Source organism: Pseudomonas putida NBRC 14164 (assembly GCF_000412675.1).
Lineage (GTDB): Bacteria > Pseudomonadota > Gammaproteobacteria > Pseudomonadales > Pseudomonadaceae > Aquipseudomonas > Aquipseudomonas putida.
This window is the reverse complement of sequence record NC_021505.1, coordinates 63,807-82,543: the sequence shown is the minus strand read 5'-3', so window position 1 is coordinate 82,543 and position 18,737 is coordinate 63,807. Positions and strand designations below refer to the sequence as shown.

Annotated in this window: 18 protein-coding genes; 9 read left to right on the top strand and 9 right to left on the bottom strand. The window is 63.0% G+C overall.

Going from position 1 to position 18,737, the window contains the following annotated elements; translation table 11 throughout:
- Nucleotides 1-910: 910 nt before the first annotated feature.
- Nucleotides 911-1,810 carry a choline sulfate utilization transcriptional regulator gene (locus tag PP4_RS00350; RefSeq protein ID WP_016497380.1) on the bottom strand — a complete coding sequence of 300 codons (900 nt, stop codon included), beginning with the start codon at nucleotides 1,808-1,810 and terminating at the stop codon, nucleotides 911-913.
- A 108-nt stretch (nucleotides 1,811-1,918) separates the two neighbouring features.
- Here PP4_RS00350 and betC point away from each other — a divergent pair, with 108 nt between their 5' ends.
- The 3 genes from betC (at nucleotide 1,919) to PP4_RS00335 (ending at nucleotide 6,067) form a co-directional block, all read left to right on the top strand.
- Nucleotides 1,919-3,436: a choline-sulfatase gene (gene betC, locus PP4_RS00345; RefSeq protein ID WP_016497379.1), complete on the top strand. Its 1,518-nt coding sequence runs from the start codon at nucleotides 1,919-1,921 to the stop codon at nucleotides 3,434-3,436.
- A gap of 14 nt (nucleotides 3,437-3,450) precedes the next feature.
- Nucleotides 3,451-4,374: a choline ABC transporter substrate-binding protein gene (gene choX, locus PP4_RS00340; protein ID WP_016497378.1), complete on the top strand. Its 924-nt coding sequence runs from the start codon at nucleotides 3,451-3,453 to the stop codon at nucleotides 4,372-4,374.
- Between the two features lie 127 nt (nucleotides 4,375-4,501).
- A complete protein-coding gene (locus PP4_RS00335; protein ID WP_016497377.1) occupies nucleotides 4,502-6,067 on the top strand; it encodes a SulP family inorganic anion transporter in 1,566 nt (521 codons plus the stop codon).
- Nucleotides 6,068-6,206: 139 nt separating this feature from the next.
- Here the strand turns inward: PP4_RS00335 and aroE are convergent, their stop codons facing one another.
- From aroE to PP4_RS00320, 3 genes are all read right to left on the bottom strand, one after another.
- Nucleotides 6,207-7,031 carry a shikimate dehydrogenase gene (aroE, locus tag PP4_RS00330; RefSeq protein WP_016497376.1) on the bottom strand — a complete coding sequence of 275 codons (825 nt, stop codon included), beginning with the start codon at nucleotides 7,029-7,031 and terminating at the stop codon, nucleotides 6,207-6,209.
- Nucleotides 7,032-7,056: 25 nt separating this feature from the next.
- Nucleotides 7,057-7,968, bottom strand: a complete 912-nt coding sequence (gene hemF, locus PP4_RS00325) for an oxygen-dependent coproporphyrinogen oxidase (RefSeq protein WP_016497375.1) — start codon at nucleotides 7,966-7,968, stop codon at nucleotides 7,057-7,059.
- Between the two features lie 433 nt (nucleotides 7,969-8,401).
- Nucleotides 8,402-8,635 (bottom strand): hypothetical protein, encoded by a 234-nt coding sequence (locus PP4_RS00320; RefSeq protein WP_016497374.1) that lies wholly within the window; start codon nucleotides 8,633-8,635, stop codon nucleotides 8,402-8,404.
- 160 nt (nucleotides 8,636-8,795) lie between these two features.
- Here PP4_RS00320 and PP4_RS00315 point away from each other — a divergent pair, with 160 nt between their 5' ends.
- Complete coding sequence (locus PP4_RS00315) at nucleotides 8,796-9,773, top strand: NADPH:quinone reductase (RefSeq protein WP_016497373.1); 978 nt, start codon at nucleotides 8,796-8,798, stop codon at nucleotides 9,771-9,773.
- A 127-nt stretch (nucleotides 9,774-9,900) separates the two neighbouring features.
- Here the strand turns inward: PP4_RS00315 and PP4_RS00310 are convergent, their stop codons facing one another.
- From PP4_RS00310 to dprA, 3 genes are all read right to left on the bottom strand, one after another.
- On the bottom strand, nucleotides 9,901-10,215 hold the full coding sequence (locus PP4_RS00310) for a hypothetical protein (RefSeq protein ID WP_016497372.1): 315 nt from the start codon (nucleotides 10,213-10,215) through the stop codon (nucleotides 9,901-9,903).
- Between the two features lie 405 nt (nucleotides 10,216-10,620).
- Nucleotides 10,621-11,178 (bottom strand): L-threonylcarbamoyladenylate synthase, encoded by a 558-nt coding sequence (locus PP4_RS00305; RefSeq protein ID WP_016497371.1) that lies wholly within the window; start codon nucleotides 11,176-11,178, stop codon nucleotides 10,621-10,623.
- 42 nt (nucleotides 11,179-11,220) lie between these two features.
- Nucleotides 11,221-12,318 carry a DNA-processing protein DprA gene (gene dprA / locus PP4_RS00300; RefSeq protein WP_016497370.1) on the bottom strand — a complete coding sequence of 366 codons (1,098 nt, stop codon included), beginning with the start codon at nucleotides 12,316-12,318 and terminating at the stop codon, nucleotides 11,221-11,223.
- A 206-nt stretch (nucleotides 12,319-12,524) separates the two neighbouring features.
- Between dprA and def the strand changes: the two genes are divergently transcribed.
- Genes def through PP4_RS00275 form a run of 5 tightly spaced genes read left to right on the top strand, consistent with a single transcriptional unit; the run spans nucleotide 12,525 to nucleotide 17,048 of the window.
- A complete protein-coding gene (def, locus tag PP4_RS00295) occupies nucleotides 12,525-13,031 on the top strand; it encodes a peptide deformylase (RefSeq protein WP_016497369.1) in 507 nt (168 codons plus the stop codon).
- 60 nt (nucleotides 13,032-13,091) lie between these two features.
- Nucleotides 13,092-14,024 (top strand): methionyl-tRNA formyltransferase, encoded by a 933-nt coding sequence (gene fmt / locus PP4_RS00290; RefSeq protein ID WP_016497368.1) that lies wholly within the window; start codon nucleotides 13,092-13,094, stop codon nucleotides 14,022-14,024.
- Nucleotides 14,021-15,331 carry a 16S rRNA (cytosine(967)-C(5))-methyltransferase RsmB gene (rsmB, locus tag PP4_RS00285; protein ID WP_016497367.1) on the top strand — a complete coding sequence of 437 codons (1,311 nt, stop codon included), beginning with the start codon at nucleotides 14,021-14,023 and terminating at the stop codon, nucleotides 15,329-15,331. Before fmt ends, rsmB begins: the two co-directional genes overlap by 4 nt.
- Before the next feature lie 23 nt (nucleotides 15,332-15,354).
- Entirely contained in the window at nucleotides 15,355-16,728 is a 1,374-nt protein-coding gene (gene trkA, locus PP4_RS00280; protein ID WP_016497366.1) for a Trk system potassium transporter TrkA, read from the top strand.
- An 11-nt stretch (nucleotides 16,729-16,739) separates the two neighbouring features.
- Complete coding sequence (locus PP4_RS00275) at nucleotides 16,740-17,048, top strand: tetratricopeptide repeat protein (protein WP_016497365.1); 309 nt, start codon at nucleotides 16,740-16,742, stop codon at nucleotides 17,046-17,048.
- A gap of 180 nt (nucleotides 17,049-17,228) precedes the next feature.
- On the opposite strand, the gene PP4_RS00270 is transcribed toward PP4_RS00275, so the two are convergent.
- Together PP4_RS00270 and PP4_RS00265 are read right to left on the bottom strand one after the other, a co-directional pair.
- Nucleotides 17,229-18,116: a lysophospholipid acyltransferase gene (locus PP4_RS00270; protein WP_016489937.1), complete on the bottom strand. Its 888-nt coding sequence runs from the start codon at nucleotides 18,114-18,116 to the stop codon at nucleotides 17,229-17,231.
- 41 nt (nucleotides 18,117-18,157) lie between these two features.
- Entirely contained in the window at nucleotides 18,158-18,709 is a 552-nt protein-coding gene (locus PP4_RS00265) for a DNA-3-methyladenine glycosylase I (protein WP_016497364.1), read from the bottom strand.
- Nucleotides 18,710-18,737: the final 28 nt, after the last annotated feature.

The window sequence follows — 18,737 nt, the reverse complement described above, 5'->3', positions numbered from 1 at the left end:
ACTCCGACCGCGCCGATGCCGGGCCCTGTGCGGTACCTGTGGGAGCTGGCTTGCCGGCGATGGGCCGCAAAGCGGCCCCAACATCTCAAAGGCTGCGCCCATGCCTGGCCCCGTGCAGTACCTGTGGGAGCTGGCTTGCCGGCGATGGGCCGCGGCCCCAACATCTCAAAGGCTGCGCCGATGCCTGGCCCTGTGCAGTACCTGTGGGAGCTGGCTTGCCGGCGATGGGCCGCAGGCCCCAACATCTCAAAGGCTGCGCCGATGCCTGGCCTGTGCAGTACTTGTGGGAGCTGGCTTGCCGGCGATGGGCCGCAGGCCCCAACATCTCAAAGGCTGCGCCATGCCTGGCCCCGTGCAGTACCTGTGGGAGCTGGCTTGCCGGCGATGGGCCGCCGCCCCAACATCTCAAAGGCTGCGCCGATGCCTGGCCCCGTGCAGCACCTATGGGAGCTGGCTTGCCGGCGATGGGCCGCAGCCCCAAAATCTCAAAGGCTGCGCGGATGCCTGGCCCTGTGCAGTACCTGTGGGAGCTGGCTTGCCGGCGATGGGCCGCAGAGCGGCCCCAACATCTCAAAGGCTGCGCCGATGCCTGGCCCCGTGCAGTACCTATGGGAGCTGGCTTGCCGGCGATGGGCCGCAGAGCGGCCCCAAAATCTCAAAGGCTGCGCCGATGCCTGGCCCTGTGCAGTACCTGTGGGAGCTGGCTTGCCGGCGATGGGCCGCAGAGCGGCCCCAACATCTCAAAGGCTGCGCCGATGCCTGGCCCTGTGCAGTACCTGTGGGAGCTGGCTTGCCGGCGATGGGCCGCAAAGCGGCCCCAACATCTCAAAGGCTGCGCCGATGCCTGGCCCCGTGCAGTACCTGTGGGAGCTGGCTTGCCGGCGATGGGCCGCAAAGCGGCCCCAAAATCTCAAAGGCTGCGCTCATCCTCAAGCCACCCCACAAACCGCTCGATCAACGCCCCACGCCGCTTGCGCGGCGGCAGCACCGCGTAATACCCGCGCTGAGAGCGCAAACTCCCCGCCAGCGGCCGGCACAGCAACCCTTGCTCCACCAACCCATCCACCAGGTGCCGCCAACCAATCGCCACCCCTTGCCCTGCAATCGCTGCCTGAATCAGCAACGTATAGTTGTCGAACCGCAATTGCCCCGCAGGCGGTGGGCTGGCCACGCCAAACCCGCGGAAAACCCCCGCCCAGTCAAACCAGCGGCTGGCCTGCTCGCCCTTCAAATGCAGCAAAGGCAAACGTTGCAAAGCCACGGCTGACAAGGGTTTGCCATCCGTCAGGCGGGGGCTGCACACCGGGAAAACTTCTTCATCGAACAGCCAGCGGCTTTCACCCTGATGAAAGCGCCCATCGCCAAACAGCACCGCCACATCGATGTCCGGGCGCAACATCCCCTGGCTGCGTTCACCGGTCACCAGGCTCACATCCACCTGTGGATAAGCCTCGTGAAAGCGTTGCAGCCTTGGCATCAGCCAGAAGGCCGCAAAGGCAAAGTCGGTGGCCACCTGGAGCACTTCTCGCTGGCCACGCCCGCTGGCCTGGGAAATGCCGTCATCCATGGCTTGCAGGCCCTGGTGTACCTGTTCAAACAACAGCTGGCCGGCCTCGGTGAGCTCGATGCCGCGATAAATACGGTCAAACAGGCGCGTGCCCAGCTGGGCTTCCAGGCGTTTCACCTGTTGGCTCACTGCCGGCTGTGTCGTGCCCAGCTCCAGCGCCGCCGCAGTAAACCCCCGCAGGCGTGCCGCAGCTTCGAAAACGCGCAAGGTATCCAGCGACAACTCGGCAAGGTGCTCAAACATAAGCTCAGCTAATCCCAGTCATTGCCCGCCATGGGCTTTACCCATGTTATCCGCAGTCGCATCTTGAAAGGCAAGTGAATCGCATAACCCTCAACGATGGAAGCCACCATGACGCGCCCGAATATCCTGTTCATCATGGCCGACCAGATGGCCGCACCCTTGCTGCCGATCTACGCCCCTTCGCCCATCCAGATGCCGCACCTGAGCCGCCTGGCCGAGCAGGCGGTGGTGTTCGACTCGGCCTACTGCAACAGCCCGCTGTGCGCGCCGTCACGCTTCACCCTGGTCAGCGGCCAGTTGCCCAGCCGCATCGGCGCTTACGACAATGCCGCCGATTTCCCCGCTGATGTGCCGACCTATGCCCACTACCTGCGCCGCCTGGGCTACCGCACCGCGCTGTCCGGCAAGATGCACTTCTGCGGCCCGGACCAGCTGCACGGCTATGAAGAGCGCCTGACCAGCGACATCTACCCGGCCGACTACGGCTGGGCGGTGAACTGGGACGAACCGGATGTGCGCCCGAGCTGGTATCACAACATGTCTTCGGTACTGCAGGCCGGCCCATGCATACGTACCAACCAGCTGGATTTCGACGAGGAAGTGGTGTTCAAGGCGCGCCAGTACCTGTACGACCATGTGCGCGAGAACGATGGCCGGCCATTCTGCCTGACCGTTTCGATGACTCACCCGCACGACCCGTACACCATCCCCAAGCGCTATTGGGACCGCTACGAAGGTGTGGATATCCCCATGCCCCGCGCCGAGTTCAACCAGGCAGAACTCGACCCCCACTCGCAACGCCTGCTCAAGGTCTACGACCTGTGGAACAAACCGCTGCCTGTGGACAAGATCCACGACGCCCGCCGCGCTTACTTCGGCGCCTGCAGCTACATCGACGACAACATCGGCCAGCTGCTGCAAACCCTGGAAGAGTGCAACCTGGCCGACGACACCCTGATCGTGTTCTCCGGCGACCACGGCGACATGCTTGGCGAGCGTGGCCTCTGGTACAAGATGCACTGGTTCGAGATGTCGGCGCGGGTACCGCTGCTGATCCATGCGCCCAAGCACTTTGCGGCGGCTCGGGTCAGTGCCTCGGTATCGACCTGCGACCTGCTGCCAACCTTGGTAGAACTGGCTGGCGGCACTGTGGATAACAACCTGCATCTGGACGGCCGCTCGCTGCTTGGCCACCTGCAAGGGCAGGGCGGCCACGATGAAGTGATCGGCGAATACATGGCCGAAGGCACCGTCGGCCCGCTGATGATGATCCGCCGTGGGCCTTACAAGTTCGTGTACAGCGAAGACGACCCATGGCTACTCTATGACCTGAGCCGCGACCCGCACGAGCGGGAGAACCTCGCCGGCAGCCCGGACCACCAGGCGCTGCTGCAGGCATTTGCCGATGAAGCACGACAGCGTTGGGATATCCCCAGCCTGCGCCAGCAGGTACTCGCCAGCCAGCGGCGCCGCCGCCTGGTGGCGGAGGCGCTGGCCATCGGCACGCTGAAAAGCTGGGACCACCAACCGCTGGTGGACGCCAGCCAACAGTACATGCGCAACCACATCGATCTCGACGACCTCGAGCGCAAGGCACGTTATCCACAGCCCGCACCCCTGGATTGAAAAGAGAGGCCGCCATGCACAAGTTCTCCGCCGCCGTGTTCGCCCTGGCCCTGGGCACCGCCACGGCCCACGCCGCCGACAGCGACGCGCAATGCAGTACCGTAAAAATGGCCGACCCCGGCTGGAGCGATATCGCCTCGACCAATGCCGTGGCCCGTCTGTTACTGGAAAGCCTGGGCTACAAGGTGAAGATCGACAGCCTGGCCGTGCCGATCATCTACGGCGGCTTGAAGGACGGCCGCGTCGATGTCTTCCTGGGCAACTGGATGCCGGCGCAGCAAGGCTTCCATGACAAGTTCATCGCCAACGGCGATGTGCAGCAACTGTCACGTAACCTGGAAGGAACCGAGTTCACCCTGGCGGTGCCCGACTACGTGTGGAATGCCGGGGTGAAGGACTTTGCCGACCTGCAGAAGCATGCCGACCAGTTCGACAAGAAGCTGTACGGTATCGGCTCCGGTGCACCGGCCAACCTGTCGCTGAAGGCAATCATCGACAAGAATGAATTCAACCTCGGCCAGTGGAAACTGGTGGAGTCCAGCGAGCAGGCGATGCTGGCCCAGGTCGACCGGGCGGTGAAGAAACAGCAGTTCATCACCTTCCTTGGCTGGACCCCGCACCCGATGAACGTGAAGCTGAAAATGCATTACCTGACTGGCGGGGAAAAGTGGTTCGGCAGCAAGGGCGAGGTGTACACGCTGACCCGAAAGGGTTATCCACAAGCCTGCCCGAATGCGGCGAAGCTGTTGGGTAACCTGAAATTTACCCTGGACATGGAAAACGCCATCATGGCCGAGGTTGTGGATAAGAAGATCAGCTTCGATGACGCTGCCAGGGCTTGGGTGAAAACGTATCCAGAGGTGCTGGAAGGGTGGTTGGCTGGGGTGACTACCAAGGCCGATGGCAATGCCCTGGAGGCCGTCAAAGCCAAACTGTAGTTTCAGACACGACGCGCCCCCTGTGGGAGCGGGTTCACCCGCGAATGCTGCATTGCATGTACCGACGCATTCGCGGGTAAACCCGCTCCCACAGGGGACAGTGGACCTTTGGAAATGTGAATATCTCATGCATCGCATCATTCACCTGCTGCCCTTCCTCACCTGGCTCCCGCGCCAATCGGGCCGCAGCCTGCGCCAGGACCTGCTGGTGGGCCTGAGCGGTGCCATCCTCGCCCTGCCACAATCCATCGCCTACGCCCTGATCGCCGGCTTGCCTGCCGAATATGGCCTGTACGCCGCCATCGTACCGGTGCTGATCGCCTGCCTGTGGGGTTCGTCCTGGCACCTGATCTGCGGCCCCACCGCTGCCATCTCCATCGTGCTCTACGCCAGCATCAGCCCGCTGGCCGTGGCCGGCAGTGCCGATTACATCACCCTGGTGCTGCTGCTGACCTTCCTCGGCGGCATCTTCCAGCTGCTGCTCGGGCTTTTGCGCTTTGGCGCGCTGGTCAACTTCGTCTCCCACTCGGTAGTACTCGGTTTCACCCTGGGCGCCGCTATCGTCATTGCCCTGGGCCAATTGCCCAACCTGCTGGGCATGGACCTGCCCAGCCAGGCTACGGCACTGAAAACCGTACAGGACCTGGCCAGCCATGCAGGGGAGGTCGACCTGCCTTCCTTGCTGTTGGGCCTGGCCACCGTAGTGATCGGCGTGGCCTTCAAGCTCTGGCGCCCGCGCTGGCCGAGCCTGTTGATAAGCCTGATGCTGGTCAGCTTGCTGGCCTGGCTGTTGCCGGGCTTATTTGGCCATGTGCCGCGGGTGGCAGCGTTCACCGGGCAACTCCCGCCTTTCAGCCCGCTGCCTTTGCTAGACGTGGAGCTCATGTTGCGTCTGCTGCCCAGCGCCGTTGCGGTAGGCATGCTGGGGTTGGTCACCAGCCTGTCGATTGCCCGCTCGTTATCGGCACGTTCAGAACAACTGATCGACCCGGACCAGGAAATACGCGCACAGGGCCTGTCGAACATTGCCGGTGCATTTTTCTCCGGCTACCTGTCCGCCGGTTCCTTCACCCGCTCGGGCCTGAGCTACGAGGCGGGCGCCCGTTCACCGATGGCCGGGGTGTTCTCGGCTCTGTGGGTGGCGCTGTTTGCCGTTACCGGCGCCGGCCTGATCGCGCACCTGCCGATCCCGGCCATGGCCGGCAGCATTTTGCTGATCTGCTGGGGGTTGGTGGACCATCGGGGGATTCGCGCGCTGTTCAGGGTCAGCCGCTCGGAGTTTCTGGTCATGACACTGACGGCGGCGGCGACGTTGTTGCTGGAGCTGCAGACGGCCATCTATGCCGGGGTGCTGGCGTCACTGTTTTTCTACTTGAAGCGCACTTCCCGGCCACGGGTGCAGCAAAGCCGTGAAGGAGACGCGGATGTGTTACGGGTGGGCGGGTCAATATTCTTTGGGGCTGCGCATTACCTGCAGGTGCGCTTGCAGCGCTGCCAGGGGCCACATGTGGTGATCGACGCGCGGCAGGTGAATTTTATCGATTACTCGGGTGTGGATATGTTGCACCGTGAGGCGCGGCGCTTGCGGCGCTTGGGCGGGAGCTTGACACTGCACCGGGCCAGGCCCCAAGTGATCGAAGAGTTGCAGAAGCTGGAAGGGGTGGAGTTGTGCCCGATCCGGTTTGAGGAGTGAGGCTGAGATTCTGGGGCTGCTGCGCAGCCCATTCGCGGCACAAGGCCGCTCCTACAGGGGATCGCGTTAGCCCGGATAGCGCGGGCGTTGTAGGAGCGGCCTTGTGCCGCGAATGGGCCGCAAAGCGGCCCCGACAATTTCAGCCCCGAGCCAGCTGCCGGCGCAGCTCAGCCAACACTGGCGCGGTATCAGGCCGCACCCCACGCCAGATAAAGAAGGCCTCAGCCGCCTGTTCAGCCAGCATCCCCAGCCCATCCAGTACCTTGGCAGCCCCCAGCTTGGTAGCCCACTGGCAAAACGGCGTCGGCTCCTTGCCATACATCATGTCGTAGCAAACCGTGCGCCCCGCCTCGACCAGGCTGTCGGCAATCGGCGGCATCTCCCCGGCCAGGCTCGCCGAAGTGGCGTTGATGATCACATCCACCGGCTCCTGCAACCAGGCAAACCCGCTGGCCACCACCGGCCCCAGCTCATCGAACTCTCGCGCCAGCTGCTCGGCTTTTTCCACAGTGCGGTTGGCAACCACAAGCGACTGCGGTTTGTGCGCCAGAATAGGCTCCAGCACGCCACGCACGGCGCCACCGGCACCGAGGATGAGAATGCGTTTGCCAGCCAGTTCGACCCCGGCATTCACTGTCAGGTCGCGCACCAGCCCCGCGCCATCGGTGTTGTCGCCCTGCAGGGTGCCATCAGCCAGCTTGCTCAGCGTGTTCACTGCGCCAGCGCGCTGGGCACGCGGGGTCAGGCTGTCGCACAGGCGGTAGGCCTCTTCCTTGAACGGCACGGTGACGTTGCCGCCGCTGCCTTGCTTGAAGAAGCCGCGCGCGCAATCGCTGAACTCGTCCAGCGGCGCCAGCAGGGTGGCGTATTCCAGGTCCTGGCCGGTCTGCTCGGCGAACAGGCGGTGGATCAGCGGCGACTTGCTGTGGCCGATGGGGTTACCAAAAACGACGTACTGGTCCATGACGGCTCCTTGTTTATCCACAAGCTTACTGGCCAAGCCAGTCGCGGTCCTGCAGGAAGTACTCGGTCAGGCGCGCTTCCTCGCTGCCGGGTGCGGCCTTCCAGTCGTAACCCCAACGCACCTGAGGTGGCAGCGACATGAGGATGGACTCGGTGCGGCCACCGGACTGCAGGCCGAACAGGGTGCCACGGTCGTAGACCAGGTTGAACTCCACGTAGCGGCCGCGGCGGTATTCCTGGAACTCGCGCTGCTGCGGGGTGTAGGGCGTGTCCTTGCGGCGCTGGACGATCGGCAGGTAGGCGTTGACGAAGGCATCGCCGATGGCGCGGATAAAAGCGAAGCAGGTGTCGAAGTCCCACTCGTTCAGGTCGTCGAAGAACAGGCCGCCGATGCCGCGTGGCTCGCCACGGTGCTTGAGGTGGAAGTAGCGGTCGCACCAGGCCTTGTAACGCGGATACACGTCGGCGCCGAACGGTGCGCAGGCCTGTTCGGCCACGCGGTGCCAGTGGATGCAGTCTTCTTCGTTGCCATAGTACGGCGTCAGGTCGAAACCGCCGCCGAACCACCATACGGCCTCTTCACCTTCCTTTTCGGCGATGAAGAACCGCACATTGGCGTGGGAAGTGGGCACATGCGGGTTGTGCGGGTGGATCACCAGCGACACGCCCAAGGCTTCGAAGCCACGGCCTGCCAGTTCGGGACGGTGGGCACTGGCCGACGGCGGCAGGCCGCTACCAAACACATGGGAGAAGTTGACCCCGCCTTTTTCGATCACTTTGCCCTCACCGATAACCCGCGTGCGCCCCCCGCCACCGGCTTCGCGCACCCAGGCATCCTCGACGAAACGGGCACCGCCGTCTTCGGTTTCGAGGGCAGAGCAGATGCGGTCTTGCAGGTCGAGCAGGTAGGCTTTCACGGCCTCGGTGCGGCTAGTCATCGGGTCACCAGGAAGGAGCGAGGAAAATTCGCCACGTAGCATAACACCGGCCGACGCCGCGTCGTAGTTGACGATGGTCAAGCAAAGAGGGCATTGAGTTATCTTGAGGCACACTAAACTCAAAATGCTGTCATTTTGCTTATGGGTACATGCTTACCGATCCGATCATTACGACCCAAGCTCTGTATGAAACGTCTTGAGACGCCGCTCAGGCATGACGAAAACAGCCGAGGAAGCGGAGTTTTACTGGAGTAAATGAGTATTCCTGAGCTATTTTCAACACAGCATGACTAGTGTAAAGGCGTTTAGTACAGAGCCTAAAGTTTCTTACGCCGTGAATATATCGAAAACATTGCATCTAACAAAAAAATCTGGAAATTAAGAAGATGTAGCCTTTCCAAACTTCCAGATCAATGCAAAAACAGCCGTTGATTTAGAAATATGATTTTTTTGAATCTTGGTCGGGAACTGAAATCAGCAGATGAGCTGTCTCCCCACGGAAATCCTTGTAAATAAGTTTTCCAGTTTTATCATAATTATTCGTTGTCCAAACATGGGTGCCTATTTCCATATGCTCAAAAATGTATTTCAATTGTTCTTGCGGTAGGTACACCCTCTCAGGTTCACCGTTTTCTAGGATCATACTCATAGTATACTCAATATCCATTTTCAACTCCCTTTTAATTAGTTGTCTTGCGAATAAGATCTTGAACCTTCATTTTTCTTATAACAACTGACAGAAAACTCAGTTGACTACAACCAAGCAACTGTGTTAATGGGCTGCTATTTAGTATCTACAGATTTCGATCCAACTAAAGGAGCTTGTGATGGCAAAGCGTATCCAGTTCACTCAGCATGGCGGCCCGGAAGTAATGCAGCTGGTGGAATTCGCCCCGACCCCGCTCGGCCCACAGCAGGTGCGTGTGCGTAACCATGCAATCGGCTTGAACTTCATCGATACCTACTTCCGCAGCGGGCTGTATGCGCCGCCGTCCCTGCCTTCTGGCCTGGGTACTGAAGCTGCGGGCGTGGTCGAGGCGGTGGGCGAGGGTGTGACCCGGCTCAAGGTCGGCGACCGCGTGGCCCATGCCGGCGGCCCGCTGGGGGCGTACAGCGAAGTGCATACGCTGCCGGAGGCCAACCTGGTCAAGCTGCCCGACAACATCAGTTTCGAGCAAGCGGCGGCGGTGATGCTCAAGGGTTTGACCGTGCAGTATCTGCTGAAGCAGACCTATGAGGTGAAACCGGGTGATGTGATTCTGTTCCACGCGGCGGCTGGCGGCGTGGGTTCGCTGGCGTGCCAGTGGGCCAAGGCCTTGGGCGCCAAGCTGATCGGTACCGTGAGTTCTGCCGAAAAGGCCGAGCGGGCTAAGGCGCTGGGGGCTTGGGCGACCATCGACTACAGCCATGAGGATGTAGCCAAGCGCGTGCTGGAACTGACCGACGGCAAGAAATGCCCGGTGGTGTATGACGGCGTCGGTGCCGACACCTGGCTGACCTCGCTGGACTGCCTGCAGCCACGTGGGTTGATGGTGAGCTTTGGCAATGCCTCGGGTGCGGTGAGCGGCGTGAACCTGGGGATTCTGGCGCAGAAGGGCTCGCTGTATGTCACCCGGCCGACGCTGGCGACCTACGCCAACAATGCCGAGAACACCCAGGCCATGGCCGATGACCTGTTTGCGATGATTGACAGTGGCAAGCTGGTTGTGGATATCCAGCAGCGGTATCCGCTGAGTGAGGCGGCCAAGGCGCAGGCGGAGCTGTCGGCGCGGCGGACTGTGGGGTCGACTGTACTAATCCCCTGAGCCACACACGTTCCCTGTGGGAGCGGGCATGCCCGCGAAGCAGCCACCGCGGTGGATGGCACCGGCTCTGCCGGTGTTCGCGGGCACGCCCGCTCCCACAGGTACTGCGTCGGCTTCAATAGCTGCGCTATGCCTGTGAGGGCCGGTTTGTCGGTGGAGGGGTCGACTCGATGCCATCGAGTATTGCCTCAATCACACCCTCCGCCATTTCAATCGCATGCAGGTTCGACCAGAACATGCCACGGCCCTCTTCGCGCATGTAGTCCAGGGCTTTGTAGCCGGTTTCGTAGGCGCTGCGCAGGTACAGGGCTACGTGGACGAGAGCGTCCTCGGCGGAAATGTTCGGGTTGACGGTGAAGAGCGGGTCATGGCCGGCGTCGCAGCGGCCGAAGGGGCGGGCGGAGGTGCGGGGTAGGGGTGGATCGGGCACTAGTTTCTTCATCACTGGAAAATGCTCCTCAGGGCCGCCAACCATCACTACCACGTGAATGGGTGGCGACTGTACGCGAGGTGGTAGACCCGGGCATTTTCCAATCCAGGCAGGCTCGAAAGCCTCCCACGCACAGCCGCCATAGACTGTCATGGAAAAAAAACGCATCCGGGCTACCACACCCGATCGCCAAGTTATTCGGCGACGGATAGAGCCTAAGGACACTGGTTCCTACTGAACAGGTGATGGCAGGGGACGCGGGGCGTAGGATATTTCCCAATCCTCAAACCGGACAACCATTCGAGACAAAATCAGAAAAATCTGCAGGGGTTGGCGGCCCAATCGCCGGCAAGCCATGTGCAGTACTTGTGGGAGCTGGCTTGCCGGCGATCGAGGGCGAAGCCCTCGCCAGCGGTATCAGCCCGGGCGCACAACCTCGCCGGTTGCCAGGTTGCGAATCACACTCGGGTTCTTCCGCCCGCCCAGCGCCCCGCCAAGCACCAGGTCCAGCTGGCCGTGGAAGTACTGCTCCACCCGCAACCGGGTCTTCGCCGCCGGGCGACCGCCGGGGTTGCACGAGGTGGAAATCAGCGGCCCCACCAGCGCGCACAGTTCACGCACCACCGGGTGGTCACTGACCCGCAGCGCCACGGTGTCATGCTTCCCCGTTACCCACTCGGGCAGCAGGTCCTGGTGTGGCACCAGCCAGGTATTCGGCCCCGGCCAGGTGCTGCCCATGCGGTCGATCCAGTCTTCGGGGAAGTCCTCGAACAGGAAGTCGAACTGGCGGATGTTGTCAGCGATCAGAATCAGCCCTTTATCCACAGGCCGCGATTTCAGCGCCAGCAGACGATACACCGCGTCCTCGTTCCATGGGTCGCAGCCCAGGCCCCAGACCGCTTCCGTCGGGTAGGCGATTACTGCGCCCGCCCGGATCTCACGTGCGGCTTGTTGCACACGAAAACTGCTCACCATTGCTGTTTCTCCGCCTGAATACCTTGCTTGTGCGCAGTGTACTTAGCCCGCGCGGGCAAACCAACGCCCGGCTTCATTGCTTACCCGGCCTTCCAGCTCCAGCTCGGTCAGCTGCGCCAACACTTCGGCCAGCGGCAGCTCGCTGCAGTGTGCGAGGCTTTCGCTGGTTTGAGGCGCTGCATGCAGCAGGGCAAGCAGGGGATGGTCGAACCTGTCCACAACTGCAGGCGGCAGGTTCTGCCAACCCTTCAGGCTTTCCAGGATCTGCTCCACACTTTCCACCAGCAGCGCCCCATCACGGATCAGCTGGTGGCAGCCCTTGGCCCCCGGGTGGTGAATGGAACCCGGAATGGCATACACCTCGCGGCCTTGCTCGGCCGCCAGGCGCGCAGTGATAAGCGAGCCACTGGCCAAGCTGGCCTCGACCACCAGCACGCCCAGCGACAAGCCGCTGATGATGCGGTTGCGCCGTGGGAAGTTGCCGGGCAGTGGCCCGGCGTCCAGCGGATACTCGGAAACCAGCGCACTGCCGTTGTCGATCATCGCCTGCGCAAGCTCTTGATGGCGCTGTGGATAAAGTTTTTGCAGCCCCGTACCGAGCACGGCAATCGTGCACCCACCGGCCTGCAACGCGGCCCGATGAGCGGCACCGTCGACACCCACCGCAAGCCCGCTGGTAATGGTGAAACCAGCCTGCGCAAGGTAGCGGGAAAATGCCCGGGCGGTGTCGAGCGCCGGGGGTGTGGCACGTCTGCTGCCCACAATCGCCAACTGAGGGCGGTCGAGCAAGGCCCGGTCGCCGGCAACGAAAAGCAGCGGCGGGGCATCGTCGATTTCTGCCAGCAACGCTGGGTAGCCAGGGCCGTCCCACATCAGCAAATGCTGGCCGGGGCGCTCTAACCAGGCCATTGCGGCGAGCGCGCCCTCGCGTACCTCGGCACTGCGCCGGGCATCGATGGTGGCTTGGGGGATGCCCAACGCTCGCCAGGCCGAACCGGGAGCGCTAAGCGCACTAGAGGCGCTGCCGAACGCATCCAGCAAGGTGCGAAAACGTCGCAGTCCTGTCTCGGGCAAGCGATGCAGGCGTAATCGCGCCTCCAGTTCGGCAGGCGGGCAGAGCGACGAATGGTAACTGGGCATGGGGATCGTCCTTGATCGAAACTGGGCCATCTACGTGGCACAACCTGTGGATAACTCTGTGAGTAACACTTTGAAAACCTGTCCATTGGCTGGGGGCTATCAAGCCCATAGACACCCTAGACGAGCTTGCCAGGTGCCGAAATCCCCGTTTCCCTTTATTATGTGTGCTCAGTTTTCAACCGAACGCACAGTGACTGCCTGACCTTATGGCCATCTTGAACATTCTCGAATTCCCGGACCCGCGCCTGCGCACTATCGCCAAACCGGTGACGGAGTTCGACGACGCCCTGCGTCAGCTGATCGACGACATGTTTGAAACCATGTACGAAGCCCCTGGTATCGGCCTGGCCGCCACCCAGGTCAACGTGCACCTGCAGGTCGTGGTCATGGACCTCAGCGAAGACCGCAGCGAGCCGCGCGTCTTCATCAACCCCACGGTCGAAGAACTGACCCACGACATGGGCCAGTACCAGGAAGGCTGCCTGTCGGTGCCCGGCTTCTACGAGAACGTAGACCGCCCGCTGCGTGTGCGGGTCAAGGCCCAGGACCGCGACGGCAAGCCTTACGAGCTGGAATGCGAAGGCCTGCTGGCGGTGTGCGTGCAGCACGAATTCGATCACCTCAACGGCAAGCTGTTCGTTGACTACCTGTCGCAGCTCAAGCGCGACCGGATCAAGAAGAAGCTGGAAAAGCAGCACCGCCAGCAAGCCTGATCCCTACCTTCCAGAAGGCTTGCTCCGGCAAGCCTTTTTCTATTTTGAAGCGAGAACTCCATGCGCATCGTCTTTGCAGGCACTCCAGAGTTTGCCGCCGAACACCTCAAGGCCCTGCTCGACAGCCCTTACGAGATCGTGGCCGTCTACACCCAGCCCGACCGCCCGGCCGGCCGTGGCCAGAAGCTGATGCCAAGTGCGGTCAAGGCACTGGCCGTCGCCCACGACATCCCGGTGTTCCAGCCGCAGACCCTGCGCAACGCCGATGCACAGGCCGAACTGGCCGCGCTGAAGCCGGACCTGATGGTGGTGGTCGCCTACGGCCTGATCCTGCCGCAGGCAGTGCTGGATATCCCGCGCCTGGGCTGCATCAACAGCCACGCCTCCCTGCTGCCACGCTGGCGCGGTGCGGCGCCGATCCAGCGCGCCGTGGAAGCCGGCGACGCCGAGAGCGGCGTAACCGTGATGCGCATGGAAGCTGGCCTGGATACCGGCCCGATGCTGCTCAAGGTAGTCACCCCCATCAACGCCGATGACACCGGCGGCACCTTGCACGACCGCCTGGCCGAAATGGGCCCGCCCGCCGTGGTACAGGCCATCGCCGGCCTGGCCGACGGGTCGCTGCACGGTGAAGTGCAGGACGATGCCCTGGCCACCTACGCACACAAGCTGAACAAGGACGAGGCGCGCATCGACTGGAGCCGCCCGGCGGTTGAGCTGGAGCGCCTGATCCGCGCCTTCAACCCGTGGCCGGTGTGCCACAGCACCCTCGATGGTGAAAGCGTGAAGGTGCTGGCCGCCAACTTGTCCACAGGCCAGGGCGCCCCGGGCGAAATCCTGTCCGCCAGCAAGGACGGGCTGGTCGTTGCCTGCGGTGATCAGGCGCTGAGCCTGACCCGCCTGCAATTGCCCGGCGGCAAGGCGCTTAACTTCAGCGACCTGTTCAACAGCCGCCGCGAGAAGTTCGCCGTCGGCAAGGTGCTGGGCCAATGAACCCACGTCTCGCCGCCGCCCGTGCACTTGCCGCTGTGCTCAGTGGCAAGGCCTCGCTGAACAGCTCGCTGCCGGCACAACTGGACAAGGTTGATGAGCGCGACCGTGGCCTGACCCAGGACCTGGCGTTCGGCACCGCACGCTGGCAGCCGCGCCTCGACCTGCTGGCCGCGCAACTGCTGCAAAAGCCTTTCAAGGCGGCCGACGCCGATGTGCAGGCGCTGCTGCTGGTCGGCCTGTACCAGTTGTTCTACACCCGCATTCCGGCCCACGCCGCCATCGGCGAAACCGTGGGCTGTGCCGACAAGCTGAAAAAGCCGTGGGCCAAGGGCCTGCTCAATGCCGTGCTGCGCCGCGCCCAGCGCGAAGGCGAAGAACTGCTCGCCGGCATGGAGCGCGACCCAGTGGTACGCACTGCCCACCCGCGCTGGCTGCAGAAGGCGCTGAAAGCCTTCTGGCCGGAGCAGTGGGAAGCCATTTGCGCCGCCAACAACGCCCACCCGCCGATGATTCTGCGGGTCAACCGCCGTCACCACAGCCGCGATGCCTACCTGGCACTGCTGGCCGAAGCGGGCATTGGCGCCAGCGCCTGCCAGTACAGCCGTGACGGCATCGTGCTGGCCGAGGCCTGCGACGTGCGCGGCCTGCCAGGCTTTGCCGAGGGCTGGGTGAGCGTGCAGGACGAAGCCGCGCAGCTGTCCGCCGACCTGCTCGAACTGGCCCCTGGCCAGCGCGTGCTGGACGCCTGTTGCGCCCCGGGTGGCAAAACCTGCCACCTGCTGGAGGCCGAAGCCGGCCTGGCGCAGATGGTGGCCATCGACCTCGAAGCCAAGCGCCTGACCCGCGTGCGCGAGAACCTCGACCGCCTGCAACTGGACGCCGAGCTGATCGCCTGCGATGCCCGCGACACCGCCAGCTGGTGGGACGGCAAGCCGTTCCAGCGCATCCTGCTCGACGCGCCGTGTTCGGCCACCGGCGTGATCCGCCGCCACCCGGACATCAAGCTGACCCGCCAGGCCGACGACATCCCGGCACTGGCAGCGCTGCAAGGCGAGCTGCTTGACGCCCTGTGGCCGACCCTGGAAGTAGGCGGCATGCTGCTGTACGCCACCTGCTCCAGCCTGCCGACCGAGAACACCGAAGTGGTAGGCGCCTTCCTTGCCCGCACCCCAGGCGCCCGTGAGCTGGACCTGGCCACCGAGGCCGGCTTGCGCCAGCCCCACGGCCGCCAGTTGCTGGCCCAGGAAGGCGGCCACGACGGCTTCTACTATGCCAAGCTGATCAAGATCGCCGCCTCTCGCGGATAAATACAAACGGTAGGGAGTAGCGGATGAAGATCATCATCCTCGGCGCAGGCCAGGTAGGCGGTACGCTGGCAGAGCATCTGGCCAGCGAAGCGAACGACATCACCGTGGTCGACACCGATGGCGAGCGCTTGCGCGACCTCGGTGACCGCCTGGACATCCGCACCGTGCAGGGCCGTGGCTCGCTGCCGACGGTGCTGCGTCAGGCCGGTGCCGATGACGCCGACATGCTGGTGGCAGTGACCAACAGCGACGAAACCAACATGGTCGCCTGCCAGGTGGCCTATTCGCTGTTCCACACCCCGACCAAAATCGCCCGGGTGCGCGAGTCGGCTTACCTCACCCGCGAAGAGTTGTTCGACAACGACCATATCCCGGTCGATGTACTGATCAGCCCCGAGCAGGTGGTGACCAACTACATCAAGCGCCTGATCGAGCACCCAGGCTCGCTGCAGGTGATCGACTTCGCCGAAGGCAAGGCCCAGCTGGTAGCGGTGAAGGCCTACTACGGCGGCCCGCTGGTCGGCCAGCAACTGCGCCAGATCCGTGCGCACATGCCCAACGTCGACACCCGCGTGGCGGCCATCTTCCGCCGCGACCGGCCGATCACCCCGCGTGGCGACACCGTGATCGAAGCTGACGACGAAGTGTTCTTCATCGCCGCCAAGAAGGACATCCGCGCCGTGATGGGCGAGCTGCGCCGCATCGACGAGACCAACAAGCGCATCGTCATCGCCGGCGGTGGGCAGATCGGCGAGCGCCTGGCCGAAGCCATCGAGAGCCGCTACCAGGTGAAGATCATCGAGATGAACCCGGCCCGCTGCCGGCACCTCTCCGATACCCTGGAAAGCACTGTGGTGCTGCAGGGCAGCGCCTCGGACAAGGACCTGATGCTCGAAGAGAACATCGCCGACGCCGACATCTTCCTGGCCCTGACCAACGATGACGAAGCCAACATCATGTCGTCGCTGCTGGCCAAGCGCCTGGGCGCAGGCAAGGTAATGACCATCATCAACAACCCGGCCTATGTCGACCTGGTGCAGGGCGGTGATATCGACATCGCCATCAGCCCGCAGCTGGCCACCATCGGCACCCTGCTTGCGCACGTGCGCCGGGGCGACATTGTCAGCGTGCACTCGCTGCGCCGTGGTGCGGCCGAGGCCATCGAGGCAGTGGCGCACGGGGATTCGAAGTCGAGCAAGGTTGTGGGCAAGGCCATCGAAGACATCGCCCTGCCACCGGGTACCACCATCGGCGCCATCATCCGCGACGAAGAGGTGATGATCGCCCACGACGCCACCGTGATCGAATCGGGGGACCATGTGATCCTGTTCGTTGTGGATAAAAAACAAATCCGGGATGTGGAGAAGCTGTTCCACGTCGGCTTGAGTTTCTTCTAGGAGAAGAAGGCATGCGCGAATCGCTGGAGAAGATGCTGGCCAAGGGTGTGGATAACCCGCTGCTGAGGTTTGGCTTGGGCAAGGCCTGGCTGGATGAAGGCAACGGCGCTGAAGCGGCGGTGCACCTGGCACGGTGTGTGGAGCAGGATCCCAAGTATTCCGCGGCGTGGAAGCTGCTGGGCAAGGCGCATCAATTGCAGGGTGACCTGGCAGCGGCGCGCAAGGCCTGGGAAGACGGGATCGTGGCGGCACAGGCCCATGGGGACAAACAGGCCGAGAAAGAGATGACTGTGTTCCTGAAGAAACTCAACAAGGCCTGAGATTGCCGGGGCTGCTTTGCAGCCCATCGCCGGCAAGCCAGCTCCCACGGGGCCGAGCAAGCCCATGGGCCTTGTACAAGCCAGAGCTTGTCTAAGCCGAAAGCATGAGCTCGGGCCGGCACGGTCAAGGTGGGAGCTGGCTTGCCGGCGAAAGGGGCGCAAAGCGCCCCCCCTGAAATCTCAGTACCAGCGCGGCTCGCCAGCCGGGCGCTTCTTGAAGCGCTTCATGCTCCACATGTACTGGCTCGGGTACTCGCGCACATAGCGCTCGACCACCTTGCTCATCGCCGCCGCCGACTCGGTCACATCGGTGCTGTACATCGCTTCTGGCGCTGCTTCCAGAATCACCCGAAAGCCCGAACCATCCGGCAGCCGCAGCGCATGCAGGAATACCCCCACCGCCTTGCCACCCGCCAACATGTTCGGCACGAACTTGCTGGTCAGCGCCTGGGTGCCCAGGAACGGCACAAACACCCCTGCCGATTCGGCCGGCTCCGGGTCGGCTGGAATACCCACCTGGCCACCGCGACGCACTTCCTTTATCACGCTGAGAATGCCTTCCTTGGTCGAAGGCGCCACGCGGTTGCCCATCTGCACGCGCTGCTCGCGCAACAGGTCATCCACCGCTTTGAGCTTAGGCGGGCGGTAGAAGATGATCGGTTTGCACTGGTTGCAGTAGAAGTGGTTCAGCACTTCCCAGTTACCCAGGTGGCTGGTGATACCCACCACGCCCTTGCCCGAGGCCAGGGCCTGCTCCAGCACTTCCAGGCCGTGCACTTCCTTGACCAGCTCCAGCGAACGCTGCGGCGGCCAGATCCAGGCACAGGCACTTTCGACAAAGGATTTGCCGATATCCCGCAGCGCTTGGCCAACCAGCTGCTCACGGGCAACCGGGTCCATCTCCGGGAAACACTTGGCCAGGTTGATTCGCACCACATTGCGCGAACCGTTGGGGACCTTCCACATCAGCCAGCCAATACCCGCGCCGACGCGCTGCACAGCGCCCCAGGGCAGCTTGGCAAACAGGCGCAGCACCCCGACCATCAGGGCGCCCTTGAACTTTTCCACAGGCGAATTCCTTATTTCAGCAAGGCGCGCATTGTAACCCCTCAGCGCAACAAGGCGGCGTAGCGATCGCAATCGGTGGTGTGGTCCATGACCATGCCGGTGGCCTGCATGAAGGCGTAGCAGATGGTCGGGCCGACAAAGGTGAACCCGGCTTTCTGCAGGGCCTTGCTCATGGCCTTGGCTTCATCGGTAACCGCCGGCACATCGCTGCGGCCTGTGAAATGGTTGACCTTCGGCGCACCGTCGACGAACGACCACAACCATTCGGCCGGGTTATCCACAGCCAGCCACGCCTGGGCATTGCGCCGGGCAGCCTTGAGCTTGAGGCGGTTGCGGATGATGCCGGCATCCTGCATCAGTTCTTCGATGCGTTCGTCGCTCATGGCCGCCAGTTTCACCGGGTCGAAGCCGTACATCACCTGGCGATAACGCTCGCGTTTGCGCAAAACGGTTATCCACGACAGCCCGGCCTGGAACCCTTCGAGCAAAAGCATCTCGAAGAGCAACGCCGGGTCACGCTGTGGCGTTCCCCATTCCTGGTCGTGGTAGGCCTGGTACAACGGATCGTCGGTACACCAAAAGCAGCGTGGCATAAGGCTCCAATGAGTAGAGGGCGAGGCG